25 protein-coding genes, 4 tRNA genes and 1 pseudogene are annotated in these 25,150 nt (G+C 60.9%); 20 read left to right on the forward strand and 10 right to left on the reverse strand.

Annotation, left to right across the window (positions count from 1 at the left end; genetic code table 11):
- The first annotated feature begins 43 nt into the window (after positions 1-43).
- Together ACTG2O_RS06300 and mdtD are read left to right on the forward strand one after the other, a co-directional pair.
- The gene (locus ACTG2O_RS06300) at positions 44-652 is read left to right on the forward strand and encodes a TetR/AcrR family transcriptional regulator (RefSeq protein ID WP_139433422.1); all 609 of its coding nucleotides are present in this window, start codon (positions 44-46) and stop codon (positions 650-652) included.
- Between the two features lie 11 nt (positions 653-663).
- Complete coding sequence (gene mdtD / locus ACTG2O_RS06305) at positions 664-2,079, forward strand: multidrug transporter subunit MdtD (protein ID WP_439975479.1); 1,416 nt, start codon at positions 664-666, stop codon at positions 2,077-2,079.
- Here mdtD and ACTG2O_RS06310 read toward each other — a convergent pair.
- The 3 genes from ACTG2O_RS06310 to folB form a co-directional block, all read right to left on the reverse strand.
- Complete coding sequence (locus tag ACTG2O_RS06310; protein WP_005336108.1) at positions 2,051-2,539, reverse strand: YbaK/EbsC family protein; 489 nt, start codon at positions 2,537-2,539, stop codon at positions 2,051-2,053. The two genes, mdtD and ACTG2O_RS06310, sit on opposite strands and share 29 nt — an antisense overlap.
- 126 nt (positions 2,540-2,665) lie before the next feature.
- Positions 2,666-3,175, reverse strand: coding sequence for a 2-amino-4-hydroxy-6-hydroxymethyldihydropteridine diphosphokinase (gene folK / locus ACTG2O_RS06315; RefSeq protein WP_005336107.1), 510 nt, complete (start codon positions 3,173-3,175; stop codon positions 2,666-2,668).
- On the reverse strand, positions 3,175-3,546 hold the full coding sequence (folB, locus tag ACTG2O_RS06320; RefSeq protein ID WP_075115845.1) for a dihydroneopterin aldolase: 372 nt from the start codon (positions 3,544-3,546) through the stop codon (positions 3,175-3,177). Before folB ends, folK begins: the two co-directional genes overlap by 1 nt.
- A gap of 157 nt (positions 3,547-3,703) precedes the next feature.
- On the opposite strand from folB, the gene plsY reads away from it, so the two are divergent.
- From plsY to ACTG2O_RS06350, 6 genes are all read left to right on the forward strand, one after another.
- Complete coding sequence (plsY, locus tag ACTG2O_RS06325; RefSeq protein WP_158110320.1) at positions 3,704-4,366, forward strand: glycerol-3-phosphate 1-O-acyltransferase PlsY; 663 nt, start codon at positions 3,704-3,706, stop codon at positions 4,364-4,366.
- Between the two features lie 47 nt (positions 4,367-4,413).
- Positions 4,414-4,489 (forward strand) — tRNA-Phe (locus ACTG2O_RS06330).
- A 52-nt stretch (positions 4,490-4,541) separates the two neighbouring features.
- Positions 4,542-4,617 (forward strand) — tRNA-Thr (locus ACTG2O_RS06335).
- Between the two features lie 3 nt (positions 4,618-4,620).
- A tRNA-Phe gene (locus tag ACTG2O_RS06340) sits at positions 4,621-4,696 on the forward strand.
- 8 nt (positions 4,697-4,704) lie between these two features.
- A tRNA-Asn gene (locus ACTG2O_RS06345) sits at positions 4,705-4,780 on the forward strand.
- Positions 4,781-4,885: 105 nt separating this feature from the next.
- On the forward strand, positions 4,886-6,058 hold the full coding sequence (locus tag ACTG2O_RS06350) for a CD0519/CD1768 family membrane protein (protein ID WP_005355060.1): 1,173 nt from the start codon (positions 4,886-4,888) through the stop codon (positions 6,056-6,058).
- An 86-nt stretch (positions 6,059-6,144) separates the two neighbouring features.
- Here the strand turns inward: ACTG2O_RS06350 and ACTG2O_RS06355 are convergent, their stop codons facing one another.
- Entirely contained in the window at positions 6,145-6,477 is a 333-nt protein-coding gene (locus ACTG2O_RS06355; RefSeq protein ID WP_042053566.1) for a hypothetical protein, read from the reverse strand.
- 132 nt (positions 6,478-6,609) lie between these two features.
- Between ACTG2O_RS06355 and ACTG2O_RS06360 the strand changes: the two genes are divergently transcribed.
- Positions 6,610-7,125, forward strand: coding sequence for a ClbS/DfsB family four-helix bundle protein (locus ACTG2O_RS06360; protein ID WP_128815834.1), 516 nt, complete (start codon positions 6,610-6,612; stop codon positions 7,123-7,125).
- A gap of 245 nt (positions 7,126-7,370) precedes the next feature.
- Positions 7,371-7,828 (forward strand): annotated as a pseudogene (locus tag ACTG2O_RS06365) (hypothetical protein).
- A gap of 75 nt (positions 7,829-7,903) precedes the next feature.
- On the opposite strand, the gene argH reads toward ACTG2O_RS06365, so the two are convergent.
- The 5 genes from argH to argC form a co-directional block, all read right to left on the reverse strand.
- Positions 7,904-9,289, reverse strand: a complete 1,386-nt coding sequence (gene argH / locus ACTG2O_RS06370; protein WP_439975480.1) for an argininosuccinate lyase — start codon at positions 9,287-9,289, stop codon at positions 7,904-7,906.
- A 211-nt stretch (positions 9,290-9,500) separates the two neighbouring features.
- Positions 9,501-10,736, reverse strand: a complete 1,236-nt coding sequence (locus tag ACTG2O_RS06375) for an argininosuccinate synthase (protein ID WP_439975481.1) — start codon at positions 10,734-10,736, stop codon at positions 9,501-9,503.
- 84 nt (positions 10,737-10,820) lie between these two features.
- On the reverse strand, positions 10,821-11,732 hold the full coding sequence (locus tag ACTG2O_RS06380; protein ID WP_439975482.1) for an ornithine carbamoyltransferase: 912 nt from the start codon (positions 11,730-11,732) through the stop codon (positions 10,821-10,823).
- 25 nt (positions 11,733-11,757) lie between these two features.
- Positions 11,758-12,537: an acetylglutamate kinase gene (gene argB / locus ACTG2O_RS06385; protein ID WP_005336097.1), complete on the reverse strand. Its 780-nt coding sequence runs from the start codon at positions 12,535-12,537 to the stop codon at positions 11,758-11,760.
- Between the two features lie 22 nt (positions 12,538-12,559).
- Entirely contained in the window at positions 12,560-13,567 is a 1,008-nt protein-coding gene (gene argC / locus ACTG2O_RS06390; protein WP_429140611.1) for an N-acetyl-gamma-glutamyl-phosphate reductase, read from the reverse strand.
- A gap of 271 nt (positions 13,568-13,838) precedes the next feature.
- Here argC and argE point away from each other — a divergent pair, with 271 nt between their 5' ends.
- The 6 genes from argE to ACTG2O_RS06420 all read left to right on the forward strand — a co-directional run bounded on the left by argE (position 13,839) and on the right by ACTG2O_RS06420 (position 20,902).
- The gene (argE, locus tag ACTG2O_RS06395) at positions 13,839-14,999 is read left to right on the forward strand and encodes an acetylornithine deacetylase (RefSeq protein WP_429140612.1); all 1,161 of its coding nucleotides are present in this window, start codon (positions 13,839-13,841) and stop codon (positions 14,997-14,999) included.
- Between the two features lie 230 nt (positions 15,000-15,229).
- Entirely contained in the window at positions 15,230-17,863 is a 2,634-nt protein-coding gene (gene ppc / locus ACTG2O_RS06400) for a phosphoenolpyruvate carboxylase (RefSeq protein WP_439975483.1), read from the forward strand.
- A gap of 121 nt (positions 17,864-17,984) precedes the next feature.
- Positions 17,985-18,386: a hypothetical protein gene (locus ACTG2O_RS06405; protein ID WP_021231250.1), complete on the forward strand. Its 402-nt coding sequence runs from the start codon at positions 17,985-17,987 to the stop codon at positions 18,384-18,386.
- Positions 18,387-18,533: 147 nt separating this feature from the next.
- Entirely contained in the window at positions 18,534-18,998 is a 465-nt protein-coding gene (ybaK, locus tag ACTG2O_RS06410) for a Cys-tRNA(Pro) deacylase (RefSeq protein WP_005336092.1), read from the forward strand.
- 116 nt (positions 18,999-19,114) lie between these two features.
- Positions 19,115-19,906 carry a substrate-binding periplasmic protein gene (locus ACTG2O_RS06415; protein ID WP_279465699.1) on the forward strand — a complete coding sequence of 264 codons (792 nt, stop codon included), beginning with the start codon at positions 19,115-19,117 and terminating at the stop codon, positions 19,904-19,906.
- Positions 19,907-20,017: 111 nt separating this feature from the next.
- The gene (locus ACTG2O_RS06420) at positions 20,018-20,902 is read left to right on the forward strand and encodes a hypothetical protein (protein WP_439975484.1); all 885 of its coding nucleotides are present in this window, start codon (positions 20,018-20,020) and stop codon (positions 20,900-20,902) included.
- On the opposite strand, the gene ACTG2O_RS06425 is transcribed toward ACTG2O_RS06420, so the two are convergent.
- Entirely contained in the window at positions 20,896-21,780 is an 885-nt protein-coding gene (locus tag ACTG2O_RS06425; RefSeq protein WP_103252113.1) for a LysR family transcriptional regulator, read from the reverse strand. The two genes, ACTG2O_RS06420 and ACTG2O_RS06425, sit on opposite strands and share 7 nt — an antisense overlap.
- 134 nt (positions 21,781-21,914) lie before the next feature.
- Between ACTG2O_RS06425 and ACTG2O_RS06430 the strand changes: the two genes are divergently transcribed.
- The 4 genes from ACTG2O_RS06430 to ACTG2O_RS06445 all read left to right on the forward strand — a co-directional run bounded on the left by ACTG2O_RS06430 (position 21,915) and on the right by ACTG2O_RS06445 (position 25,114).
- Positions 21,915-22,316: a CidA/LrgA family protein gene (locus ACTG2O_RS06430; RefSeq protein WP_041202734.1), complete on the forward strand. Its 402-nt coding sequence runs from the start codon at positions 21,915-21,917 to the stop codon at positions 22,314-22,316.
- A complete protein-coding gene (locus ACTG2O_RS06435; RefSeq protein WP_005341581.1) occupies positions 22,309-22,998 on the forward strand; it encodes an LrgB family protein in 690 nt (229 codons plus the stop codon). Before ACTG2O_RS06430 ends, ACTG2O_RS06435 begins: the two co-directional genes overlap by 8 nt.
- A 74-nt stretch (positions 22,999-23,072) precedes the next feature.
- Complete coding sequence (locus tag ACTG2O_RS06440; RefSeq protein WP_439975485.1) at positions 23,073-23,972, forward strand: hypothetical protein; 900 nt, start codon at positions 23,073-23,075, stop codon at positions 23,970-23,972.
- 278 nt (positions 23,973-24,250) lie between these two features.
- Positions 24,251-25,114 carry a patatin-like phospholipase family protein gene (locus tag ACTG2O_RS06445; RefSeq protein ID WP_439975486.1) on the forward strand — a complete coding sequence of 288 codons (864 nt, stop codon included), beginning with the start codon at positions 24,251-24,253 and terminating at the stop codon, positions 25,112-25,114.
- Positions 25,115-25,150: the final 36 nt, after the last annotated feature.

The raw sequence follows: 25,150 nt of genomic DNA on the forward strand, positions 1-25,150 counted from the left end.
AGTTTTTCGAAACTAGACTGTCCAGTTTGATTGTGGAGGAAAAATGAACATTTCACCCCGTAGTCAGCAGAAGCGGGCTGCGATCCTCGATGCTGCCGGGCGGCTCTTCTGTCAGCACGGTCTGCATCTGGTCAGCATGGACATGGTGGCCAGTGAAGCGGGCGTCTCCAAGCAGACGGTCTACAGCCATTTTGCCAACAAGGAGTCGCTGTTTGCCGAAGCGGTGGGCAGCAAGTGCGTCAGCAGCGAGCTGATGCCGGAGGTATTGTTGCGTGGCAACAATGTGCGGGAGAGTCTGATTGCCTTTGGTCGCAGCTTTCGCAAGTTGATCCTGAGCGATGATGCCATCAATATCTTTCGCACCTGCATCAGCTGCAACGATGCCCAGCTGGCCACCCTTTTTTTCGAGGCGGGCCCGCTCTATGTGACCGAGATGCTGTCCAACTGGCTGGAGCAGCAGAAGCAGCAAGGCATGCTGTGCCATCAAGACAGCGAACAGGCCGCCTTGCAGCTGTTGCTGATGTGGCAGGGCAAGGAGCGCATGCTCCGTGAGCTGGGTCTGCCGTTGACCCAGAGCGCTGCCGAGCAGGATGCCTGGACCCTGAGTTGTGTCGATCTCTTCCTGACCGCCGCCGCTCCCCCGCAAAAATAATGGAGGTGGCAATGAGCCACACAGTGACAGATGCCCAGCGCAAGTGGCTGCCCCTGCTGGCGGCGGTCGGTTTCTTTATGCAGGCGCTGGATGGCACCATTCTCAACACCGCCCTGCCCAGCATGGCCGAGACCTTGGGGGAGAGCCCGCTGCAGATGCAGTCGGTGATCATCGCCTACATGCTGACGGTGGCGCTGCTGATCCCGGCCTCCGGCTGGCTGGCTGACAGATTCGGCACCCGCCGCATCTATCTGGCTGCCATCTCGCTTTTTACCCTCGGCTCGCTCGCCTGCGCCGCCTCCAATTCGCTCTCCATGCTGGTGGCCGCCCGGGTGCTTCAGGGGATTGGCGGTGCGCTGCTGATGCCGGTGGGGCGGTTGGCGGTGCTGCGGGTCTATGACAAGCACGAGCTGCTGCGGGTGATGTCGTTTGTCACCATCTCGGGGCTGCTCGGCCCGCTGATGGGGCCGGCACTCGGTGGCTGGCTGGTGGAAGTGGCGAGCTGGCACTGGGTATTTCTCATCAACCTGCCGGTGGGGCTGCTCGGCTTTATCGCCAGTTGGCACTTTATGCCGGAGCTGCGGCAGCAGACTGCCCGGTTCGACTGGCAGGGCTTTGTGATGTTCAGCGTCGGCATGGTGCTGGTGTCGGTCGGCTTGCAGGGGCTGGGGGAGCACAGCATCTCCACCGGTTGGGCGCTGTTTGCACTGATCTTCGGCTTGGCGGCGATGGCGAGCTACTGGCTCTATGCCGCCAATGCAGAGCAGCCGCTCTTTAGCCTGAACCTGTTCAAGACCACCACCTTTGCCATCGGCATCTGGGGCAACCTGTTTGCCCGCCTCGGCAGCGGCGCCATGCCCTTCCTCACCCCGCTGTTTCTGCAGCTGGGGCTCGGCTTCTCCCCGAGCAAGGCGGGGATGACCATGATCCCCACCGTGATTGGCGCCATGCTGACCAAGACGCTGGTGAACAAGCTGATTCCGAAGGTGGGTTATCGCCGCATTTTGATCGGCAACACCCTGTTGCTGGGGGCGATGATCGCCAGCTTCTACTTTATCGACAACCAGCTCCCCTACGGGGTCCTGCTGGGCTGGCTGGCGATCTTCGGCGCCATCAACTCGCTGCAGTTCTCCGCCATGAACACTCTCACGCTGCAAGATCTCAGCCCGACCCTGGCCAGCAGTGGCAACGGCCTGCTCTCGGTGGTGATGCAGCTCTCCATGAGCTTGGGGGTGGCGATTGCCGCCAGCCTGCTCGGGCTCTTCTCGGCGGGCACCTCAGCGGGCACCTTAGCGGCCGAGGGGCAGTGGCTGGCCGGGTTCCACCTTACCTACCTCTGTGTCGGGTTGCTCTCCATGCTGGCGGCGCTGATCTTCGCCCAGCTGGCGCGTGATGGGGCTACGCCGTCGGTGCGGGCAGATAGCTGACCTCGCAGGGGAGCTGCGCCAGCACTTCGGCCAGATGCTCGGTCGCCAGCAGAAAGGTCTGCTCCGGGTGGCCCGGAGTCCAGGTGAAGGCGGTGTGGTTGAGCAGTTGCGGATCCACCAGTAGCGGAATATCGGCGCGGGGCAGGAAGGGGCAGACCGCCCCCGGCAGGCAGCCGATCTCCGCCTGCATCTCTTCGGCGGTGCAGATGGAGGGCTTGGCACCGAGTGCGGCCTTGACCGCCTTGTTGTCGAGCCGTCCGTCCCTGTGGGTCAGCAGCAGGGCGAAGCGGCCATCCTTGAACTTGAGAAACAGGGTCTTGCTGAACTCCGCCTGCCAGCCGAGGCGGGCCTTGACCTTTTCATCGGTGGCGTAGTCGAGGATGGGTTCATGCTCATAGCGCTGGTGGGGCAGTTCGGCCAGTAGCTGGCAGTTGAAATGGTGAATGGTATCGAGTGGCATGGGGTTCTCCTGTAGTGGGCGCTATCCTGCCAGCCTCGCAGGGTCAGGCCCAATGACACTTTCTTATCCGTGATAAGCAACCCTGTCCGAGCAAACAACAAGGGCGCCGTGAGGCGCCCTTGCGGATCAGTGATGCTGCAATTCGCACGCTTCCCAGTGAAAGGGAATAGGGCACAGCTGCTGGGAGGCCTTGTCATAGGCTTGCCACAGCTCGCCCATGGTGCGGCCATCGACGGGGTGGCGCAGTTTGGGGGCCAGCTCGGCCAGCGGCCAGAGCACGAAGGCGTTGGTGAGCACTTCACCGCGCGGCAGCACCAGCGGGGTGTCGCAGACCAGATCGCCATAGAGCAGCAGGTCGAGATCCAGGGTGCGCGGGGCGAACTTCTTGGCATCCGGCTCGCGGCCGTGGGCGAACTCCATGGCCCGCAGTCGCTGGCAGACGGTGGTCAGCGGCAGATCGGTCTCGGCAGCCGCCACCAGGTTGTAGAAGGGGCGGCCGTTGAAGCCGACCGCCTCGCTCTCGAATACCCGGGAGACCCGCAGCTCGCCAAATTCGGCGTGCAGGGCATCGAGCCCGGCGCGGATATGGCGATCCCGCTCGATGTTGGAGCCGAGGCTGATATAGATGGTGGTCATCAGTTGCTGCTCGCGGCTGGCGTGCGATGGCGCAGGATCTCGACGCCGACCCCGGCGGCATTGGGCACGGCGCCCGGCTTGGTGAGGGTCACCTTGACCCACTGTACCCGCTCGTCGGCGAGCACCAGCATGGCAACCTGCTCGGCCATGGTCTCGACCAGCTCGACCACCTTGCTGCTGACATGCTCGCAAATCTTGTTGGAGAGGTCGGCATAATCCAGTGCCAGATTGATGTCGTCGGTGGCTGCCGCGGGGCGGTTGTCGAACCCCATCTCGAGGTCAAAACGGAGCTTTTGGCGAATGCCCTTCTCCCACTCATATACACCGATGGTGGTCAAAACTTCGAGTCCGCGAATAAACACCTTGTCCATGACTGTACTTCTTCTTTACTCTTGATGGGCTGTGATGACAGCGCAGGGATGCTGGCCGGGCAACAGGCTTGCCGAGGCGCTCTGGGTGGGCATGGGCCCATGCCAGCGTATGTGGCCCGCATCATACCCCATTCATATCGTGGTAAAAACGACCAAGATGACGGCCCTGACGATTTTGATGATTATTCTGGCCTACCTGGGTGGTTCACTATCCAGTGCTGTGCTGGTCTCCCGTTGCACCGGTCTGCCCGACCCGCGGGATCATGGCTCCCACAATCCGGGGGCAACCAATGTGCTGCGCCTCGGTGGCCGGATGGCGGCGTTGGTGGTGCTGCTGCTTGATGTGCTCAAGGGGACTGTGCCCGTCTATCTCGCCTGGTATCTGCAGATCAAACCCGTCTACCTCGGCTTTATCGGGGTCGCCGCCTGCCTCGGCCATATGTACCCCATCTTCTTTCATTTTCGTGGTGGCAAAGGAGTCGCCACGGCACTGGGGACCATGATGCCCATCGGCTTTACCATGGGGGGCGCCGTGATTGGCACCTGGCTGCTGGTGCTGCTGGTGAGTGGCTACTCCTCGCTGGCCTCCATCATTACCGTGCTGCTGACGCCGCTCTTTACCTACCTGCTCAAACCCGAATACACCCTCCCTGTCTCGCTGCTCTCCTGCCTTATCCTGATCCGCCATCACGAGAACATCTCCCGCCTGCTCAAGGGGGAGGAACCCAGAGTCTGGGGGCGAAAACGCGCGGCCTGTGCCGAAGATGTGGCAGAAATGGACGATGTTGCGCAAAAAAGAGACGAACGAGACAAAAAGTGAAATTTCCCGTTGACCATCTGCCTTAAAATCCGTTTAATAGCGCCCACGCCCAGATAGCTCAGTCGGTAGAGCAGGGGATTGAAAATCCCCGTGTCGGCGGTTCGATTCCGTCTCTGGGCACCAATTTTGGTGCCATGAAAGAAAAAATTTGTTCATGCACAATGGTTTAAAGTGTGCCGGCTTAGCTCAGTAGGTAGAGCAACTGACTTGTAATCAGTAGGTCACCAGTTCGATTCCGGTAGCCGGCACCATTTGCCCAGATAGCTCAGTCGGTAGAGCAGGGGATTGAAAATCCCCGTGTCGGCGGTTCGATTCCGTCTCTGGGCACCAATTACAATTCCTCCTTAGTTCAGTCGGTAGAACGGCGGACTGTTAATCCGTATGTCACTGGTTCAAGTCCAGTAGGAGGAGCCAATTCAAAAAGCCCTTGTCGCAAGACAAGGGCTTTTTTCTATTTGGCGCAGCCATTTTTTAACCATAAAAACAACCACACACGCACAGATGAACCGCAGGATAGATATGGAAAATCATGTAGTTATAGAGTCAAAGGGGCGACTTGCCGCCATTAGGAACTGGATGGAACCCGTGCTGGTACTGCTTATTCTCGGCAGCCTGTTCGGTTACCTCGGTAGCCAGATGGGCCTCTCTGCCATGGTCAACACCCTGTTCAATACCGCCCACCAGCTGCTGCTCAATACCGTGCTCTTTATCATGGGGATCACGGTGCTCTCCGGTGCCCTGAGCCAGCTGTTGAGCGAGTTCGGGGTGATCCGCCTGCTGGAGGTGCTGCTGGCCCCGCTGATGAAGCCGGTGTTTCGCCTGCCTGGCCGCACCGCCCTGGCGGCCCTGATGACCTTCTTCTCCGACAACCCGGCGGTGATCAGCCTCGCCAAGGACAGCCGCTTTCGCAAGGGCTTCACCCCCTGGCAGCTGGTGTCACTGACCAACTTCGGCACCGCCTTCGGCATGGGGCTGATCGTGGTGACCTTTATGGCCACCCTGCAACTGCCGAGCGGTGAATCCACCGCCAGCGCGGCGCTGATCGGGCTGCTCGGTGCTCTGGTGGGCTCGGTGGTCTCTACCCGACTGATGCAACGGATGATCCGCCCCTTGGTGGGGGAAGTGCTGAACGATGACGCTGTATCGTCCGACGGCCGCAAGGTAGGGGTGACCAAAGAGGCGGCTCCCGGCTGGCTGCGGATCCTCAACTCTCTGCTCGATGGCGGCAAATCCGGTGTGGAGCTGGGGATGGCGGTGATCCCCGGGGTGCTGATCATCAGTACCTTCGTGATGCTGCTCACCTTCGGCCCGGGCGACAAGGGCTATACCGGCGAAGCGTTTCAGGGGGTTGCCCTGCTGCCGGTGCTGGCTGCCAAGGTGAGCTGGCTGTTTGACCTGCTGTTCGGCTTCCAGCAGCCGGAGCTGGTCGCCTTCCCGGCTACCTCGCTCGGTGCGGTCGGCGCCGCCATGTCACTGGTGCCCCCCTTTATCGCCAAGGGGTGGATCACCGGTAACGAGGTCGCGGTGTTTACCGCCATGGGGATGTGCTGGAGCGGCTTCTTGAGCACCCACACCGCCATGCTCGATGCCCTCGGCTATCGCCACCTCACCTCCCGCGCCATTGTCGCCCATACCATCGGCGGCCTGTGCGCCGGGGTGGCGGCGCACCAGCTCTATCTGCTGCTGGGCTGAGTCGGGTTCAGGCACGGAAACAAAAAGAGGCTCTTCGGAGCCTCTTTTTGTTTCCCCCTGCCGCACCCTGCTCACGGGCGCACCAGTCACCCTTGCGGCGTGATGCCCTGCACCTTCAACCAGAATCGCTCCTGACAGTGGTTGTGAAACAGCTTGCGGGCTGGAGTGATGGGGATGGGACTGGCGATGACCCGATAGCTGATCCAGCACTCGGCACAAAGCTGCTGCGATGGCGCTTCGTCCTGCTCGGTTTGCTGGCGGATGACGACCCCATTGGCAAACCAGCTGGTGGTTATCTGGTGCTGGATCACAGTGCCGCTCTCATCATGCTCGCTATAGTGTTCACTCTCTTGGCGTGTGAGGGTGACGGGGCTCGCCTGTCGATGAATGGCCCTGATATAGCTGATTAGTTGATTCATTGCCGATCTTGCCGTGATGGTTGACCTGTACTGGATGAGCTGTACAGGATGAAGAGGGCTAGCGTAACGTGCTGCCTTGGTTGCGGCAATCGCTTCGGCTGCGCCGCAAGCAAACCTGAAAAGGGGAGAGCAATGGGGATCCCGCAAAACAAGGCCGAGCTGCTACTCGCGATCGATACCAATTTCAGCAAGTTGTTCAAGGCGTTGCAGGCCGTCCCCGAGAGCCGGGTGCGGGAGCCGACCCTGGCAGGGCACAGCAAGGGAACCACCATGAGCGTCGCCAATCTGCTGGCCTACCTTATCGGCTGGAGTGAACTGCTGATCAAGTGGATCGAGCGGGATGCGGCAGGTCTGCCAGTGGATTTTCCCGAAACCGGTTTTAAGTGGAACGAGTTGGGCAGGCTGGCCCAAAAGTTCTATCGGGATTACGAGGGGCTCTGCTATCCGGCGTTGTTGCAGCGATTGGCTGCCGCCAGAGGATGCATCATCGAACTGGTGGAGGCGCGCAGCGACCAGCAGCTGTATGGCTGCCTCTGGTATGAGAAGTGGACGCTCGGGCGGATGATCCAGTTCAATAGCGCCTCCCCCTATCTCAACGCCAACGGGCGGCTGCGCAAGTGGCTCAAAGAGTTGGCGATCAGGGTGTGAAAGGAAGGGGTCGCGGCTCGGGTGGGCGGCAAAACGCTTTGCCACCACATTGCCACTACCGCCCGTGGCGGCAGCTACTGGCCGCCTGACACCCCTTTGCGCTCGGCCATCTCCTGCGTGCTGGTTGAATAAATAGACCAGCCATTCAAGGGATTAGCCGGTGTGGTGCGTTTTATCATCGTGCTGGCCCCGCTTATGCAGACCTCTTGGCAACACCATCAGGGTCGTTGTCGCGGAGAGATATCATGATCAGCAGCCTGCTTCCCCTTGCCTCGATCGCCCTCAAGCTGGGCAGTCAGCTGCTTGGCAGCAGTAGCAAACCCCCCAGCCCGTGAAGCCTGCCGTGCAGGAGGCTCGCCTTGCCCCGACCGTCCAGAGTTTGTTCCAGCGACTCGGCATCAAGGATGCCGACAGCGAGCAGAACCGCGCTGCCATCAACCACTTTATGGGTGAGCTGATGCAGACTCTGGGGCAGGAGAATGGCGGCCAATCCCTCCCGGCTGCCATCGACAGCGCCCGCAACCAGCTGGCGAGCGGCACCCAGAGCACCCGCCTCGATGCCCTGCAAAGTGAGCTCGATACCCTCAAGGATTCCCTCGGTACCAGCCATCTCAACCTCTATCAGCTGCTCGGTGCCTTTAAACAGACCCTGCCCAATGGCAAGGGCGATGGGGTTGGCAAACTGCTCAATGCCAGCGCCTGAACTGCGGTGAGCAATAAAAAACGGCAACCTGAGGTTGCCGTTTTGCTTTCTAGTTCGAATGACAAGCAGGTTGGTTTAAACCGTCCGTTTTGCCAGCCAGGTTTCGGCTGCGGTCAGGGCTGCCTCTACCTGCTCGCGGGCGACGCCGCCTTTGGCGACCCGCTTGGCCAGTGTCGCTTCCAGCTCCAGATTGGGGTAGACGTCTGCACCAATCACCGGGCTAAAGCGCTGGAACTCGGGCAGCGAGAGATCTTCCAGCGGCTTCTTTGCGCCAATGGCATAAACCACAACCTCACCGACGATATGGTGCGCTTCACGGAACGGAATCCCCTTGGCCACCAGATAGTCCGCCAGTTCGGTGGCGTTGGCATAGCCGCCTTGCGCCGCCGCCATGGTGCGCTCGCCATTGACCTTCAGATCGATCAGCACCAGCGCAGCCATATCGAGGCAGTCGTGCCAGGTGTCGAGGGCATCGAACAGCCCCTCCTTGTCTTCCTGCATGTCCTTGTTATAGGCCAGCGGCAGCGCCTTGAGGCTCATCAGCATGCCCATCTGGGCGCCGACCACCCGGCCAGTCTTGCCGCGGATCAGCTCCAGCGCATCGGGGTTCTTCTTCTGCGGCATCAGCGAAGAGCCGGAGGTGACCGCATCGGAGAGCTCGACAAAGCCCGCCTCGCCGGTGTTGTAGAAGATGAGATCTTCAGCAAAGCGCGACAGGTGGGTCATGGAGAGGGACGCCACGTGCATCAGCTCCACCACGTGGTCCCGATCGGAGACCGAATCCAGACTGTTGCGGGTGGCGCCGGCAAAGCCCATGTCGAGCGCCAGTGCTTCACGGTCGATGGCGTAGGCCGTGCCCGCCAGCGCGCCGCAGCCGAGCGGGCTGGTGTCGAGGCGCTTGAGGGCATCCTGCAGCCGGGAGTAATCCCGCTCCAGCATCTCCACATAGGCCAGCGCCCAGTGGGCGTAGGTGACCGGCTGGGCCCGCTGCAGGTGGGTGTAACCGGGCAGCACCGCGGCCTGATTGGCGCGCGCCGAGGCGACCAGTCCCTGCTGCAGGGCGGTGATGGAGCCGAGCAGCAGCTCGCCCTGCGCCTTGCACCAGAGTTTCAGGTCGGTGGCGACCTGATCGTTGCGCGAGCGGCCGGTGTGCAGTTTCTTACCGAGATCGCCGACGGCGGCAATCAGTTGGCTCTCGACCCAGGAGTGGATATCTTCGGCGTCCGAACTCAGGATCTGCCGGGGATCCTGCTGCACCGAGGCGAGCAGCACCTCCATCGCCTGCTGCAGTTTGCCCTGCTCATCGGCGGTCAATACGCCCACTTTCACCAGCGCTTTGGCCCAGGCCATGGAGCCCTGAATATCCTGCTCCGCCAAGCGGTAATCGAACCGAAGCGAATCGTTGAACTGCTTGAACCGGCTATCGGCTCCCTGACTGAAGCGTCCACCCCAAAGTGCCATACTGCTCTCCTTGAATGCGTTGTCGGCGGCGCCTTGCGCCGTCGAGCTTGAAATCGTGCCCTGTTTTTCTGCGAGCCTGTTATCTCACAGAAGCGGCCCGGGTGCTGCCGCTCTTGTCACACCCGTCGATGATGGTTCAGGGGCCATGCCCTCTGCCTGTAGAAGAGGGGGCCATGCCCCCTCAACGGAATCAACGGGTTATCGCGCTTGCTTAACCGTGGGTGTGATCACCACCGATGGCCTGATGTTGCTCCTTCATGGCGCGGATCCGGCTGGCCAGGGTGTAGAGACGGATAAAGCCTTCGGCATGGCTCTGGTCATACACTTCATCGGCGCCGAAGGTGGCGAAGTCTTCGGAGTAGAGGCTGTTCGGCGACTTCTTCTGCACCGCAGTGACCTGACCCTTGTACATCTTCAGCACCACTTCACCGTCGAGATCTTCGGCGATGGCGTTGGCCGAGGCGAGGATCGCCTTGCACAGCGGAGTGAACCAGCGACCGTCATAGACCAGATGGGAGAACTCGGCACCCAGCTTTTCCCGCCAGGCGCGGGTCGGGCGATCCAGTACCAGCTCTTCCACGGCGCGCAGCGCGGCGACCATCACGGTACCGCCCGGGGTTTCGTAGCAGCCGCGGGACTTCATCCCCACCATCCGGTTTTCGGTGATGTCGATGCGGCCCACGCCGTGCTTGCCGGCACGCTCGTTCAGGGTCATCAGGATCTGGTGCGGGCTGAGCGGCTGATCGTCAACGGCCACCACTTCACCCTGCGCCACGGTCAGCTTGACGTACTCCGGCTGATCCGGTGCCTGTTCGGCCGGTACGGTCCACTGCCAGACCGCTTCGGAGGGCTCGTTCCAGGTGCTCTCCAGCTCGCCACCCTCGGTGGAAATGTGCCAGGCGTTAGCGTCGCGGCTGTAGATCTTCTTCAGGGTCGCCTTGCAGGGGATGTTGCGGGTCTCCAGATAGGAGAGCAGATCTTCCCGGGAGCGCATGTCCCAGATCCGCCACGGGGCGATCACTTTCAGCTGGGGCGCCAGCGCGGCGACCGCACTTTCGAAACGCACCTGATCGTTACCCTTGCCGGTGCAACCGTGGGAGATGGCATCAGCCCCTTCCGCCAGTGCCGCTTCGACCATCGCCTTGGCGATCACCGGACGGGCCATGGAGGTACCCAGCAGGTAGGTGCCTTCATAGACGGCGCCGGTCTTCAGGGTCGGGTAGACGTACTCTTTGACGAACTCTTCGCGCAGATCCTTGATGATGCACTTGGTGGCGCCGGAGGCGATCGCTTTCTGCTCGATCCCTTCCAGATCGTCGCGCTCCTGACCGACGTCGGCCACGAAGGCGATGATTTCGGCATCATAGTGCTCTTTCAGCCAGGGGATGATGGCCGAGGTATCCAGTCCACCCGAGTAAGCCAGTACGATCTTGTTGATTCCGCTCATGTTACTTCTCTCCGTGATGATTCGATGATGATTCAATAAAGGTGTCGTGATTCAGGTTGATTGCCGCGTTACTTGTTGCCCCGACTATTTATGCCCAAACAGGGTCAGCAACACGGCGTTCTGGATATGCATCCGGTTTTCGGCCTCGTCCATGATGAGGGAGGCGGGGCCATCCATCACCTGCGAGGTGATCTCCAGCTCGCGGTGGGCCGGCTGGCAATGCAGCACATGTGCAATGCCGGTGCGGTCGAGCAGGGCCTGATTGATCTGGTAAGGCATAAAGAGGTCTTTGACCTGCTCCATCGGGGTGTTGTCACCCATGGAGACCCAGGTATCGGTGTAGGCCACGTCGAACCCTTCGATATCCGCCACGTCATCGCTGATGTGGATGGTCGCCCCCGACTTGGCCGCCAGAGCCTGCGCCTGCAGGAAGATCTGGGTATCCGGGCCGTGGCCTTTCGGGCAGATCAGGGTGACGTCGGTGCCCAGGGTCGCCCCCAGCAGCAGCAGAGAGTGGCTGACGTTGTTGCCATCACCGAGGTAGGCAAGCTTCACCTTCGACAGATCGTCGTAGTGCTCGGCAATGGTCATAAAGTCGGCCAGCCCCTGACAGGGGTGGTAGAGGTTGCACAGGCTGTTCACCACCGGCACAGTGCCGTGCTCCGCCAGCTCGACCAGGGTCTGGTGATCGAACACCCGGGCGACGATGGCATCACACCAGCGGGACAGGTTGGCGGCGAAATCTTTCACCGACTCCCGCTTGCCCAGCGCGCCGTTCTGCTGATCCAGATAGACGCTGTGGCCGCCCAGTTTGGCGATGCCGATGTCGAAGGTGACCCGGGTGCGCAGGGAGGGCTTCTCGAACAGGGTGACCACGCTCTTGCCGGCCAGCGCCTGGCTGTACTTCTTCGGGTCGGCCTTGACCGCTTTGCCCAGCGCAATCAGCGTTTCAATCTGGGCTTTGTTCAGATCACTGTCTTTCAGAAGATGTTGCATCGGATGTTCCTTGTTCCGGTGGAGATCAAATGGCCACTTGGGTGCCGACCGCGCCGCCAGCCAGCAGCTTGAGCAGCTGATCCGGGTAACGCCAGCTGGCGACACAGACCGGCTTGCCGAGGGTCTCGGCAGCGTGCAGGGCCGCTTCTACCTTGACCGCCATACCATCGCGGATCACCCCTTTCTCCATCAGATCCAGCGCGGTCAGCTTGTCGAGCTGGGGCACCAGCTTGCCCTTGCCATCGAGGATGCCGCTCACGTCGGAGAGCATCACCAGATCGGCACCGAGCGCCTCGGCAATGGCGGTGGCCGCCTGATCCGCGTTGACGTTCATCAGCTGCCCCTCGGCGGTGATGCCGATGGAGCTCACCACCGGCAGGAAGCCCTGACCGAGGATGCCTGCTACCAGCGCCGGGTTGCCCGGCTTGCACTCGCCGACAGCGCCGAGATCCGGGTCGAGCTGGGTCACCTGACAGAGGCCGCCATCCGCCAGACAGAGCCCCACCGCCGGAATGCCGGTGGCGATCGCCTTGGCCATCATCTGCTTGTTGGCCGTCCCGGCCAGTGCCCCGGCAATGAAGGGGATCTGCTCGAACGGGGTCACCCGCAAGCCATTCTTCTTGGTGGAGGTGAGACCCAGCCCCTTGAGCAGGTCATCCACCAGACAGCCACCGCCGTGTACCAGCACCAGAGGACGGTGCTGATCGTCGAGAAAGGTTTTGAGGGTGGCGAACAGGGCGGTCAGCGCCTCGTCGTTCTCGATAAGGGCACCGCCCAGCTTGATTACCAACGTCTGTTTGTCCATGTTCGAGATCCTTCCTAAGTCCTTAAATCAGGCCGGTGGCCGGTTCAAAACCAAATTTGATATTTATGCACTGCATGGCTTGCGAGGCGGCGCCCTTGAGCAGGTTGTCGATGGCGGAGACCACCACCAGCATGTTGCCCTGCTGTTGCCAGGCGATGTCGCAGTAAGGGGTGCCCGCGACGCCGCGAATGGAAGGCATCTGGCCGGTGAGGCGCACCAAGGGCTTGCCTTCGTAAGCCTTGAGGAAGGCCTGATCCACCTGGGTGGGGGTCACGCCGTCCGCCAGCTGCACATAGATGGTGGCCAGGATGCCGCGCACATAGTTGCCAAGGTGGGGCTGGAACAGCACCTCTTTGCCGAGGTGGTGGCTGATCTCCGGCTGGTGCCTGTGATTGAAGGTGCCGTAAGGGTTAAGGCTCACTTCGCAGAAGCTGGTGTTGATAGCCGCCTTGCGACCGGCACCGGAAACCCCGGAGACGGCATTGATGATCGGCTGCCAACCCTTGGCAATCAGACCATCCTGCTGCAGCGGCTTGAGGGCGCACAGGGAGGCTGTCGGGTAGCAACCGGGCACGGCGATCAGCTGGGCGGTGGCAATGGCATCGCTGTTCCACTCCGCCAGACCATAGACGGCCTGATCCAGCCACTGTTCGCTGTCGTGGGTGAAGCCGTAGAAGCTGTCGTAAAAGCCCTGATCCTTGACCCGGAAGGCGCCGGAGAGATCGAACACCGGCAGCCCCTTGGCGAGAAACTTGGGGGCAAGCGTGGCGCTCACCTCGTGGGCGGTGGCCAGCAGTACCAGATCGGCCTGGGTCAGGATCCGGGTCATGCCGTCGTCGTCCAGCGGCAGCAGCGGCTGATCGAGGGCACCGACCCACTGGGGATGCAGGGAAGAGAAGCGCTTGTGGGCATCCTGACTGCCAGCGGAGACATAGAGGCCGAACAGTTTGAGTTGTGGATGGTTCTGTACCAGTGCGGCCAGTTCGGCTCCCGCGTAGCCACTGGCACCGACGATAACGGTGTTAAGCATGTTGAATATTCCAAGTCAGAGTTCGAGATTCACAGCATGACGCTGCAGTGCACAAGGGTGTTCGATCGCCCCTTTGCACAAGTGCGGAGGGGCAATTCAGGCGGGTGTGTGTCGTCGGTTATAGATCAGGTGACAGAACATTAACTTTCCCTTACAACTAGAAGCCTTTGTTGATGAGCCAGATATTCAGGTAAAATTACAGAATATTCATGCACTCACTTTGCATTTGTATTTTCTAACAGAAACATTCCGGGGACGCAAGGAGGAGCTGATGGCCAATCTGGATTTTTTTTCACTTTATAAGAATATTATTGCGATTCCCTCTATCAGCAGCACGGATCCCAAGTGGGACCAGAGTAACGAGGCGGTGATCCGGCTGCTGGCCGACTGGTTCGGTCAGCTCGGTTTTCAGTGCGAGGTGACGGCGCTGCCACTCTCTTCCGGCAGTAAGCTGCCGGGCAAGTTCAATCTGGTGGCGACGATTGGTCAGGGGGAGGGCGGTCTGCTGCTGGCGGGCCACACCGATACGGTGCCGTTCGATGAGGGGGGTTGGAGCAAGGATCCCTTCAAGGTGACCGAAGAGGGCAACCGTCTTTATGGCCTCGGTACCATCGATATGAAGGGCTTCTTCGCCTTTATCGTCGAGGCACTGAAAGAGATCGACCTCACCAAGCTGACCAAGCCGCTGCGCATTCTCGCCACTGCCGATGAAGAGACCACCATGGCGGGGGCCCGCGCCATCGCCGCCGCGGCCGAGCTGAAACCCGACTATGCCGTGATTGGCGAACCGACCGGACTGGTGCCGGTGGTGGCCCACAAGGGGCATATGTCGGAGGCGATCCGCATTACCGGCAAGAGCGGTCACAGCTCGGATCCCGCCAACGGCGTCAACGCCATGGAGATCATGCACAAGGCGATGGGGCAGGTGCTGCGCTTGCAGCAGGATCTGAAAGATCGCTACGCCGACCACCGCTTTGCCGTGCCGCAGCCGACCCTGAACCTCGGTTACATTCAGGGTGGTGACAGCCCGAACCGCATCTGCGGCTGCTGCGAGCTGCATATCGATCTGCGACCCACTCCGCAGGTGGGGCCAGACGAGTTGATGGGGATGCTCAAAGAGGCGCTCTCTCCCATCGAGATTCACCAGCCTGGTTGCCTGCATCTGCAACATCTGCACGAGCCCATTCCCGCCTACGCCTGCGCCGACGACTCTGTGCTGGTGCGCGAAGCAGAGAAGGCGAGCGGCCGCGCCGCCGAGTCGGTCAACTACTGCACCGAGGCGCCGTTTATCCAGCAGCTCGGTTGCCAGACCATAGTGATGGGTCCCGGCCATATCACCCAGGCGCACCAGCCTGACGAGTATCTCGACCTCTCGTTCGTCAAGCCGACCACCACAGTGTTGCAGCACCTGATCAGACGTTTTTGCCTGTAGCGGCGGCGATGAAAGGGGCGTAAAACTGTAAGTAAGTTACATAACAAGCCGGTTGTGGAGTGGTGATGGAAATACATGTTCTGAATCGGCCTGTTATTTGACCTTGCGCAGACAATCTGGGTAGATTGTCACCCTAAGATGACGGAGCATATGTTGTAATCGCACAACAATAAGTGAGGTCGTCTTGCACCCCGGATGGGTGTCAGGCACCAACAAGATAAGGATGTGGAATGAACGAAAAGTACGCCGCACTACGCGCCAACGTAGGCATGCTGGGTCAGCTGCTGGGTAAATCCATCAAGGATCATCAGGGTCAGGCCTTTCTCGACAAGATCGAAACCATTCGCCAATTGGCCAAGTCCTCCCGCAAGGGCAATGAATCAGACCGGGAACGTCTGCTCGATACCCTGCGCACCCTGAGTGATAGCGAGCTGCTGCCGGTGGCCCGCGCCTTCAGCCAGTTCCTCAATCTGGCCAACGTGGCGGAACAGTTCCACACCATCTCCCGTCGCTGCGAAGAGCAGGTCTGCACCCCGGATCCGCTGGAGCAGATGTTCGACAAGCTTAAAGCCTCCAACCTGTCGCAAGAGGCCATCATTCAGGCCGTGCGCGAGCTGGATATCGATCTGGTGCTGACCGCTCACCCCACCGAGGTGACCCGTCGTACCCTGATCCACAAGCATGTGCAGCTCAACGACTGCCTCGAGGCGCTGGAGCTCTCCGACCTGCTGCCCCGCGAGCGGGACAAGATCCTCAATCGCATCGAACAGCTGATCAATCAGGCATGGCACACCAACGAGATCCGCGAACAGCGCCCGACCCCGGTTGACGAGGCCAAGTGGGGCTTCGCTGTGGTGGAGAACAGCCTGTGGCCAGCCATCCCCGAATTCATGCGCAATCTGGACGAGCGTCTGCAACACCATCTGGGTGTGCGGCTGCCGCTGGATGCCGCGCCGGTCAAGTTCACCTCCTGGATGGGCGGTGACCGCGATGGCAACCCCTTCGTCACCGCCAAGGTGACTGCCGAAGTGCTGGAGCTGGGCCGCTGGATGGCGGTGAGCCTGTTCTACAAAGACATCAAGGAGCTCACCTCCGAGCTTTCCATGTCCGACTGTACCGACGCCGTGCGCGCCCGCGTTGGCGATCACCCCGAGCCCTACCGCGCGCTGGTGCGCGAGCTGCGTGAAGCGCTGCGCGAAACCAAGGAGCACCTCACCGCCAAGGTGCAGGGTCAGGTGAGCGAGAGTCGCGACCTGATCACCACCACCGCCCAGCTGCGCGAGCCGCTGGAGCTCTGCTACCACTCATTGCACGCCTGCGGCATGGGCAACATCGCCGACGGCATGCTGCTGGATGTGCTGCGTAAGGTCGCCTGTTTCGGCATCCATCTGGTCAAGCTTGATATCCGTCAGGATGGCGAGCGCCATGGGCTGGTCTTCTCCGAGCTGACCCGCTATCTGGGCCTGGGTGACTACGCCGAGTGGAGCGAAGATGACAAGCAGGCCTTCCTGCTCAATGAACTGAACTCGCGCCGTCCGCTCATTCCCCACGACTGGGAGCCGAGTGCCGAGGTGCGCGAGACGCTGGATACCTGTCAGGTCATCGCCGAGCACGACCCCGATGCGTTTGGTATCTATATCATCTCCATGGCCGGTGCGCCGTCCGATGTGCTGTCGGTGCAACTGCTGCTCAAAGAGGCGGGCTGCAAATTCCGCATGCCGGTCGCCCCGCTGTTCGAGACCCAGGATGACCTGATGGCTGGCACCGCCGTGATGGAGCGTCTGCTCTCGGTGGACTGGTATCGCGGTTACATTCAGGGCCGTCAGTACGTGATGATCGGTTACTCCGATTCTGCCAAGGATGCGGGCATGATGGCCGCTGGCTGGGCCCAGTACGCCGCCATGGAATCCTTGGTGGGGCTGGCCGAAGCCAACAATATCCGCCTCACTCTGTTCCATGGCCGTGGCGGTACCGTCGGTCGTGGTGGTGCGCCTGCCCATCAGGCCATCCTCTCCCAGCCGCCGGGATCCCTGCGCGGCGGTCTGCGTACCACCGAACAGGGGGAGATGATCCGCTTCAAGTTCGGTCTGCCGAAAGTGGCGATCAAGAGTCTGGAGCTCTACACCAGCGCCGTGCTGGAAGGGAACCTGCTGCCACCGCCCAAGCCGAAAGAGTGCTGGCGCGAGGTGATGGAACAGCTGGCCGCCGACTCCTGCGAGCACTACCGCAGCATTGTGCGCGGTCATCCGGACTTCGTCCCTTACTTCCGTGCCGCCACCCCGGAGATGGAGCTCGGCAAGCTGCCGCTCGGTTCCCGTCCCTCCAAGCGCAAACCCAACGGCGGCGTCGAGAGCCTGCGCGCCATTCCGTGGATCTTCGCCTGGACCCAGAACCGCCTGATGCTGCCGGCCTGGCTCGGTGCCCACAAGGCGCTGCAACAGGCCATCGACGGCGGCAAGCTGGCGGTGCTGGAAGAGATGAGCGCCCAGTGGCCCTTCTTCCGCACTCGCCTCGAGATGCTGGAGATGGTGTTCCTCAAAGCGGACGTCTGGCTCGCTGAGTACTACGACACCCGTCTGGTGCCGCAGGAGCTGTGGGGCCTTGGCAAACAGCTGCGTCAGGAGCTCGCCGAATCCATCGAGGTGGTGCTGAAACTGAGCCCGCGCGGGGATCTGCTGGAGGATCAGCCCTGGATCAAGGAGTCCATCAAGCTGCGCAACCCCTACACAGACCCGCTCAACGTGCTGCAGGCCGAGCTGCTCAACCGCTCCCGCAACCACCCGGAGACCCTGCACCCCGAGCTGGACAAGGCGCTGATGGTCACTATCGCCGGTATTGCCGCAGGTATGCGCAACACCGGTTGATCGCCAGCCCAAGCCAGCAGGCTTCAGCGATATCCATCCAGCCAAAGGGCGCCGACAAGGCGCCCTTTTCAAAATTTGTTGATTGCAGCATCATTTCAGCCTTTATGGGGGGAATCTATTCATGCGCCAACTCTATTTACTTTTCCTGCTCGTTTCTTCCGCATCATGGGCTAATACAACGGATATCAACACGGTCTGTGATGGCTTGATTACTAAAGCTCAAGACTATTCCACTATGTCTCCCGCCATCCTAAAAGAGCTCAGAGAATCAACGTTCGATGCTACCTTGGATGATTTCCGTCAGGAGTATGGTTCAACAGTTGATGACTCGATTTCTCAATTGGTTGCGTCCACTCATCTCACACATGAGCGGGCTGAGTTCAATGTTTTGCGCCAGCTCCGGATTTTCCGGAGTCTATTGATCAATATGGGCTTGAAACTAAATGGCGTTACAGACCCCAAACTATGGGGCAAGTTTCGTAAGGAGTGTATTGAACTGAATGGGCAATGGCCTGCCATGTGACTAATCGCTCCTCACCAGTTTGTTAAAAGTATTGGCTTGCTCTAACTCTTGCCGAACATCAACGTTCGAGCGTGACTTGCATCACCCAAGTGTAAGGAGCAGACTGTTTGGCCTTGTTTTTATGCGATTCGATTCAAGGCAACCATCATGACTCCTGCCATCAACCTGCTGAAGAAGCTCAAAATTCCCCACAAGCTCTACCCCTATGAGTGCGAAGCCCACGACGATTTCGGCAAGCATGCCGCGACCCAGCTCGGGCTACCGGAGGCGCAGGTGTTCAAGACTCTGGTTGCCCATCACGACAAGCAGGCGGTGGTGGCCATCGTTCCCTCATCCGGTATGTGCAGCCTGAAGCAGCTGGCCAAGGCGACCGGCCTCAAGAAGGTGGAGATGATGAAACCGGCGGAAGCGGAGAAGCTGACCGGCTACAAGGTGGGTGGTATCAGCCCGCTGGCCCAGAAGAAATTGCTGCCCACTGTGCTCGACGAGTCGGCGCTGCAGTTTGACGAGATCCTGGTGAGCGGCGGCAAGCGCGGTCTCTCGGTCGGGGTGGCGCCGCAGGATATGCTGACGTTGATGAAGTGGATCGCCGCTCCCATCGGCGAAGAGTAGTGCCGGGCAAGGTGTGAACCTGCTCTCCGGGCCTGTGGTGGCCCGGATGTATCCTTGTTGGCTCACTCCTGGCTGATATAGTGGAGATGGAATAATTGCCGCCAAGGATATGGCCCATGCGCGCATCTGCCTGCTCCCTGCTCTTTATCGCGTTGCTGCTGCCCGCCACCGGCAGCGCGGCTCCGGCCTTTACGCTGCGTACCTGCTTTGAAAACAGTGATTCCTACCCTTGGCTGCTGCAATCGGGGGAGGGGGTTGTGCAATATCACCTCAAGGCGGTTGCTACCGCTCTTGATGCCGAGATCGTGCTGACGCCGCTACCGTGGAAGCGCTGCCTTTCTAGGGTGAGCAGTGGCCAGATGGATGCCGCCATCAAGATGAGTTACAGCGTCGAGCGTGCGACCAAGGTGGGGGTCTATCCCATGCGTGAGGGCAAACCCGACCCTGCCAAGCGGCTGCTGACCGAGAGCTACAGCCTCTACCAGCTCAAGGGGGGCAAGAGCCAGTGGGATGGCACCTCCCTCAGGGTCAAGGGCATGGTGGCTGCCCAGTCGGGATTTTCCATCGTCGACTTGTTGCAGGCTGCGGGAGCCGAGGTGGATGACTCCAGCCGTGACCCGCTGATCATGTTGAAAAAGCTGGTGATGGATCGGGCGCAGGCGACCGCCATCCAGACCGAGGTGGCCGACAGCATTCTGGCGGCCCATCCCGCGTTGCAGGCTCGCATCGAGCGGCTGTCGCCGGTGCTGGTGGAGAAGCCCTACTATCTGGTCTTCTCTCACCGTTTCTATCAGGCCCATCCCCGACAAAGTCGGCAGGTGTGGGATGCCATCGAGCAGGTGCGCGACTCTGCTGCCTATCAGCGTTATGCCACGGCGCTCAGAAGCACGCCTCCGGTGGGGGAGTAGGCTGATGGATGCGACTGGCCGAAAATGGGAGGAGAGCGTGGGGTGGTGGCAGGGCCGAGCGGCCACGCTCAGGGCTACACTGAAAGTACCCCTTCAGCCAAGGCGCGGTTTATGTCACCCCTGCATCTGCTGGCCACCGCTCTGTTCTGCATGTTGTCGCTGACCGGACAGGCGGCCACCCGGTTTACCTTCATCAGCCCGGAGAGCGAGCGGGATCCGCGCACCACTTATGATCGGGAGCTGCTGCGGCTCGCCCTCGACAAGACCCGCGACCAGTTTGGCGATTATCTTCTGGAGCCTGCGCCGCCCATGACCAAGGCGCGCGAGCGGCTCAGCATGCAGCTCGACAGCTATCCCAACCTCTTTGTAATGGACAGCTACAGCAGCACCCGCGAGGATCTGGGGCTCGCCTATGTCCGTTTTCCCATCCATCTGGGCATCGTCAGCTACCGCATCTGTTTTGTCAGCCCGCAGCAAAAGGCGGCGGTGAGCAAAGTGACCGACCTCAAGGGGCTGCGCCAGTTTACCTTCGGTCAGGGCAAGGGGTGGCTGGATGTGGATATCCTGCGTTACGCCGGGATGGAGGTGGTGGAAGTGGAGGGGTACGAGAAGCTGTTCAAAATGGTGGCGCGGGGCCGCTTCGATCTCTTCTGCCGCGGGGTGAGCGAGCTGCGCAGCGAGCAGCTTACCCATAAGGAGATGACGGATCTGCTGGTCGATGACGCGCTGTTGATCTACTACCCGCTGCCCCGGGTTTTCTACACCAATCCCAACAATCGCGAGGCGCTCAAGCGGGTCGAGCGGGGGTTGCAGCTGGCGTGGCAGGATGGCTCGCTACAGGCGCTGTGGCGCAAGAGCTTTGGCCCGGCCATCGCCTTTGCCAAGTTCTCCCAGCGCCGACTGTTGCGACTGGATAATCCCTTCCTCGACGGGATCAGCTTCGATTACCGCCCCTACTTCTACAATCCGCAGACCGATCGCTTCGGCGATTACTGAGGTGCCTGCCGCTGGCGGCAGAGGGCCAGCCAAGCCTCGGCGGTGCGCGACAGATAGCGCTCGCTCGGCCAGATCACCCCGAGTCGCCAGCTCAATTCGGGCTCCAGCGGCCGCAGCACCAGACCATCCGGGGTCAGCCGGTGGCAGACCGGCTCCGGCAAGAAGGCGACCCCCATGCCGCTGCGTACCATGGCGGTGAGAAAATCCCACTGGCTGCTGCGCGCTGCCACCTGCGGCACAAAGCCCGCCTCCTGACACGCCTGCTCCAGCCGCTCGCTCAGGGTAAACGCCTGGGTATAGAGCAGGAAGGGCTCCTCCTGCAGGGACTCCAGCCGCAGCGGCGCCTCGCCATGCCAGCGGGGTTGATCAGGCAGCACTACCCGGATCGGGTATTGATCCAGCTCCAGCGCGCTGAGGGCGCCTCCCTCTTTGGTCGGCAGCATGGTGATGGCGAGATCCAGCTCCCCTTCCAGCACCGCCTGTTCAATGCGGCGACCACCGTACTCCACCAAGGTCAGTTCCACTTTGGGATAGCGGGTGCGGTAGGCGCGGATCAGATCCGCATAGACGTGACCCACCATGGGGGGAATGCCGAGGGTGAGGCGACCATGTTGCAGGCTCTGCAGATCCGCCAGTTCGGCCTCCAGCTGCTGCATCTCCGCCAAAATGGTCTGGGCACGGTTGAACAGCACCTGGCCGCTGTCGGTCAGGGTGAAGCGGCGCCCTTCCCGGTTGAGCAGCGGCTGGCCCAGCTCCTCTTCGATATTGCGGATCATCTTGCTGATGGTGGGTTGGGTGACGAACAGCTTTTCAGAGGCGCGGGTGAAGCTTTTTTCCCGCACCAGTTCGACAAAATAGCGCAGGGCGCGAATATCCATGGACTCTCTCGACTCGTGTTGGCGGGTGTGGGATGAAGTATGCCTATGCGGCATGAATTCGATAATTTTAATTCATTTCTGGCAGGTTTTGCTCAACTCTATACTGTGAGCCGGTTCACAGAAAGACGATGATCATGAAAGCCCTCTGCTTGCGCTGGTTACAGACTCCCTTCCAGATTGTGTTGCTGGCAGCCATCTGGCTGCTGGCCGATACCGCGGTGCGTACCCTCCATCTGCCGCTGCCCGCCAACCTCACCGGCATGCTGTTGCTGCTGGCCTGCATCCTGCTCGGGGTGGTTAAGGCCGAGTGGTTCAGCGCGGGTGCTCGCTGGCTGCTGGCCGAGATGCTGCTCTTCTTCGTCCCCGCCGTGGTGGCGGTGGTCAACTATCAGGAGCTGCTGCTGCAAGAGGGGTGGCGCATCATGGTAGTGCTGTTGGTGAGCACCACGCTAGTGCTCGGCACTACCGCGCTGGTGGTGGACCGGGTTTACCGCCTCGAACTGAAACTGGCCCGCCGGAGTCGTCGTCATGTCTGATACCCTGCTCGGGCTGATCTGTTTCGCCCTCACCCTGCTCTTCTACTACGCCAGCAAATGGCTCTACGGCAAAAAGCGCATTCTGCCGCTGATGCCCCTGCTGCTGGCGCCGACCCTGCTGGTGGCCGTGGTGCTGCTGTTCCACATCCCCTATCAGGATTACATGGCGGAATCCCACTGGCTGCTCTGGCTGCTGGGCCCAGCCACCGTCGCCTTCGCGGTGCCGGTCTACGAGAACCGCCAGCTCATTCGCCGCCACTGGCTGTCGCTATCGGTCGGGGTGGTCGCCTCGGTCATCATGGCGGTGGGCAGTACTGTGCTGTTGGCCCGCTGGCTGGATCTCTCCGACATGCTGCAACGCAGTCTGGCGATGCGCTCCATCACCACGCCGTTTGCGGTGGAGGCGACCCGCGCCATCGGTGGTCAGAGCGATCTCACTGCGCTGTTTGTGGTGCTGACCGGTGTCATCGGCATGGCGGTGGGGGAGAGCGTGCTCACCGTGCTGGCCATTCGCAGTCGTCTCGGCAAGGGGGCGGGGTTTGGTGCCTCGGCCCACGGCGCCGGCACTGCCAGGGCTTATCAGATGGGTAATGAGGAGGGGGTGGTCTCCAGCATGGTGATGATGATTGCCGGCATGGTGACCGTGCTGCTGGCGCCCCTGCTGGGCCGGATGTTCTGGTAGGCCGGGCTTCCCTTTAGAAGGCTGCTCGTCCCGGCGCTACACTCTAGTGAGCGTGTATTCCCGGGATGAGCAGTATGACCTTTCATCGCCTCGCTTCCTGCTTGCTGTTGTGCAGTCTTTCCCTCCTTGGCACTCCCCTACGGGCGAGCGACGTCATCACTCATATCAGCCCCGAGAGCGATCGGGACTTGCGTACCCTCTATTTTCGCGATCTGTTGCAGCTGGCGCTGGAGAAGACCCGCGACAGCTTCGGTGACTACGAGCTGCGAACCGCGCCGCCGATGAACCGTATCCGGATGCGACAGATTGTGCAGACTCAGCAATACCCCAATCTGTTTGTGGCCGACAGTCTGCGTCCGGCCGCGGAGAGCGGAGCGCTGGATTACGTCCGTTTTCCGGTGGAGCTGGGCATCCTCGGTTATCGCATCTGCTTTGTCAGTCCGCAGCAGGCCGATGCGGTGGCAAGGGTCAATACCCTGGCCGAGCTGCAGCAATTTCTGCACGGGCAGGGGCGTGGCTGGCAGGATGCTGAGATCCTGCGTCATGGGGGGTTCAAGGTGCAGGAGATCGACGGTTACGAGCGGCTGTTCAAGCTGGTGGCTCGCGGTCGCATCGACCTCTTCTGCCGCGGGGCCAACGAGCTCTTTATCGAGCAGGAGCAGCACAGTGATCTGCCCGGCCTCACCGTGGATCGGCGAGTGGCGCTGCACTATCCCTTCCTCCACCTCTTCTACACCCACAAGGATAATCAGGCCGCCATCCGCCGCATCTCGGTCGGGCTCAAGCTGGCGTGGCGGGATGGCTCGCTGCAACAGCTCTGGCTGCGCCACTTCAAACCTTCCCTCGATCAGGCACAGCTCCCCAGGCGCCTGTTGTTCGAGTTGGCCAATCCGCACCTTGATAAGGTGGACTTTGATTATCGGGCCTACCACTACAACCCCGTCGACGGGACGTTCGGGCCCGGGCTGCCTTGATCCTGATGGTGCTGTTCCCGGATAAAGGGCCGTCTCTGCTGATGTACTAAATCATGCCAAAAAGGCATGTTTTTTATTATTTAAATTCATTTTTTTGAAGGTTTGTGCGCTGCATATACTGGGGGTCGCTTCACGGTTCAGGTTTGCTCCTGCCCGCTTCTGGCTTGCGCGAGTGAGCCTGAATCGTCCTGCTGCGGCGTCTTGATGTTCTGCATGAAGGCGTCCATCACTGGGCCGGGATCGATCCCGGCAGGTATTACAGCTGACGGAGCCTTGTTATGTTTAATCCCCACTCTTGCGCCCTGATTGTCGAAGGGGGTGCGATGCGCGGCATCTTTGCCAGCGGCGTGCTCGATGCGTTTGTCGAAAGTCACCACTACCCGTTCGATTTCGTCATGGGCGTCTCGGCCGGTGCCACCAATCTGGTCTCCTACCTGAGCGAGCAGCCGCGCCGCAGCCACCACATCATCACCGAGCTGGCTTGCAGCTCCCGGTTTCTCGATCCCTTGCGTTTCGTCAAAGGGGGCGATCTGGTGGACATCGGCTGGCTGTGGCAGGCCAGTCGCCATCGCTTCCCGCTCGATCTCGAGACCTTCTGCGCCCGCGACATTCCCTTTTACGCGGTGGCGACCGATGTGGCGAGCGGCAAGGCCATCTATCTGCCGGTGCGGCCCGACAACATGGATGAGGTGCTGACTGCCACCTGCGCTCTGCCGGTGGTGCAGCACGATACCCCCTGCGTCGAAGGTCGCTCCATGGCCGATGGCGGGATCAGCGACTCCATTCCGGTGATCGAGGCTTATCGTCGCGGGGCGCGGCGGATGACGGTGGTGCTGTCGGAGCCCTGGGGATATCGCAAGAAGCCGGCCCGTTTCTGCTGGATGGTCAAAGCCTTGCTGAAAACCCAGCCTGCACTGGCGCAAGCCATGCTGGAGCGGGATCGCGCCTACAACCGGGCGCTCGATTTCATCGCCAATCCCCCTGCCGATTGCGACATCGAGGTGATCGCGCCACCGGCCGATTTCATGGTTTCCCGTTTTACCCAGGACCCGGTCAAGCTGGAGTCCGGCTATCTGCAGGGTTACTGGCAGGGGCGCCAGAGTCTGTTGCGGGCCCGTGGAGAGGCGCGAGCGGTGGCCTGACTGGTTTGCCGGGTGCTGAATATAAAAAGGGGAACC

The sequence above is a fragment of the Aeromonas sp. 61P genome (assembly GCF_051919545.1).
In the GTDB taxonomy this organism is placed as follows: Bacteria; Pseudomonadota; Gammaproteobacteria; order Enterobacterales; family Aeromonadaceae; genus Aeromonas; species Aeromonas veronii.

Coding starts and splice junctions, on each gene's coding strand:
- ACTG2O_RS06300 (WP_139433422.1), top strand. CDS start 44: ATGAACATTTCACCCCGTAGTCAGCAGAAGCGGGCTGCGATCCTCGAT.
- mdtD (WP_439975479.1), top strand. CDS start 664: ATGAGCCACACAGTGACAGATGCCCAGCGCAAGTGGCTGCCCCTGCTG.
- ACTG2O_RS06310 (WP_005336108.1), bottom strand. CDS start 2,539: ATGCCACTCGATACCATTCACCATTTCAACTGCCAGCTACTGGCCGAA.
- folK (WP_005336107.1), bottom strand. CDS start 3,175: ATGACCACCATCTATATCAGCCTCGGCTCCAACATCGAGCGGGATCGC.
- folB (WP_075115845.1), bottom strand. CDS start 3,546: ATGGACAAGGTGTTTATTCGCGGACTCGAAGTTTTGACCACCATCGGT.
- plsY (WP_158110320.1), top strand. CDS start 3,704: ATGACGGCCCTGACGATTTTGATGATTATTCTGGCCTACCTGGGTGGT.
- ACTG2O_RS06350 (WP_005355060.1), top strand. CDS start 4,886: ATGGAAAATCATGTAGTTATAGAGTCAAAGGGGCGACTTGCCGCCATT.
- ACTG2O_RS06355 (WP_042053566.1), bottom strand. CDS start 6,477: ATGAATCAACTAATCAGCTATATCAGGGCCATTCATCGACAGGCGAGC.
- ACTG2O_RS06360 (WP_128815834.1), top strand. CDS start 6,610: ATGGGGATCCCGCAAAACAAGGCCGAGCTGCTACTCGCGATCGATACC.
- argH (WP_439975480.1), bottom strand. CDS start 9,289: ATGGCACTTTGGGGTGGACGCTTCAGTCAGGGAGCCGATAGCCGGTTC.
- ACTG2O_RS06375 (WP_439975481.1), bottom strand. CDS start 10,736: ATGAGCGGAATCAACAAGATCGTACTGGCTTACTCGGGTGGACTGGAT.
- ACTG2O_RS06380 (WP_439975482.1), bottom strand. CDS start 11,732: ATGCAACATCTTCTGAAAGACAGTGATCTGAACAAAGCCCAGATTGAA.
- argB (WP_005336097.1), bottom strand. CDS start 12,537: ATGGACAAACAGACGTTGGTAATCAAGCTGGGCGGTGCCCTTATCGAG.
- argC (WP_429140611.1), bottom strand. CDS start 13,567: ATGCTTAACACCGTTATCGTCGGTGCCAGTGGCTACGCGGGAGCCGAA.
- argE (WP_429140612.1), top strand. CDS start 13,839: ATGGCCAATCTGGATTTTTTTTCACTTTATAAGAATATTATTGCGATT.
- ppc (WP_439975483.1), top strand. CDS start 15,230: ATGAACGAAAAGTACGCCGCACTACGCGCCAACGTAGGCATGCTGGGT.
- ACTG2O_RS06405 (WP_021231250.1), top strand. CDS start 17,985: ATGCGCCAACTCTATTTACTTTTCCTGCTCGTTTCTTCCGCATCATGG.
- ybaK (WP_005336092.1), top strand. CDS start 18,534: ATGACTCCTGCCATCAACCTGCTGAAGAAGCTCAAAATTCCCCACAAG.
- ACTG2O_RS06415 (WP_279465699.1), top strand. CDS start 19,115: ATGCGCGCATCTGCCTGCTCCCTGCTCTTTATCGCGTTGCTGCTGCCC.
- ACTG2O_RS06420 (WP_439975484.1), top strand. CDS start 20,018: ATGTCACCCCTGCATCTGCTGGCCACCGCTCTGTTCTGCATGTTGTCG.
- ACTG2O_RS06425 (WP_103252113.1), bottom strand. CDS start 21,780: ATGGATATTCGCGCCCTGCGCTATTTTGTCGAACTGGTGCGGGAAAAA.
- ACTG2O_RS06430 (WP_041202734.1), top strand. CDS start 21,915: ATGAAAGCCCTCTGCTTGCGCTGGTTACAGACTCCCTTCCAGATTGTG.
- ACTG2O_RS06435 (WP_005341581.1), top strand. CDS start 22,309: ATGTCTGATACCCTGCTCGGGCTGATCTGTTTCGCCCTCACCCTGCTC.
- ACTG2O_RS06440 (WP_439975485.1), top strand. CDS start 23,073: ATGACCTTTCATCGCCTCGCTTCCTGCTTGCTGTTGTGCAGTCTTTCC.
- ACTG2O_RS06445 (WP_439975486.1), top strand. CDS start 24,251: ATGTTTAATCCCCACTCTTGCGCCCTGATTGTCGAAGGGGGTGCGATG.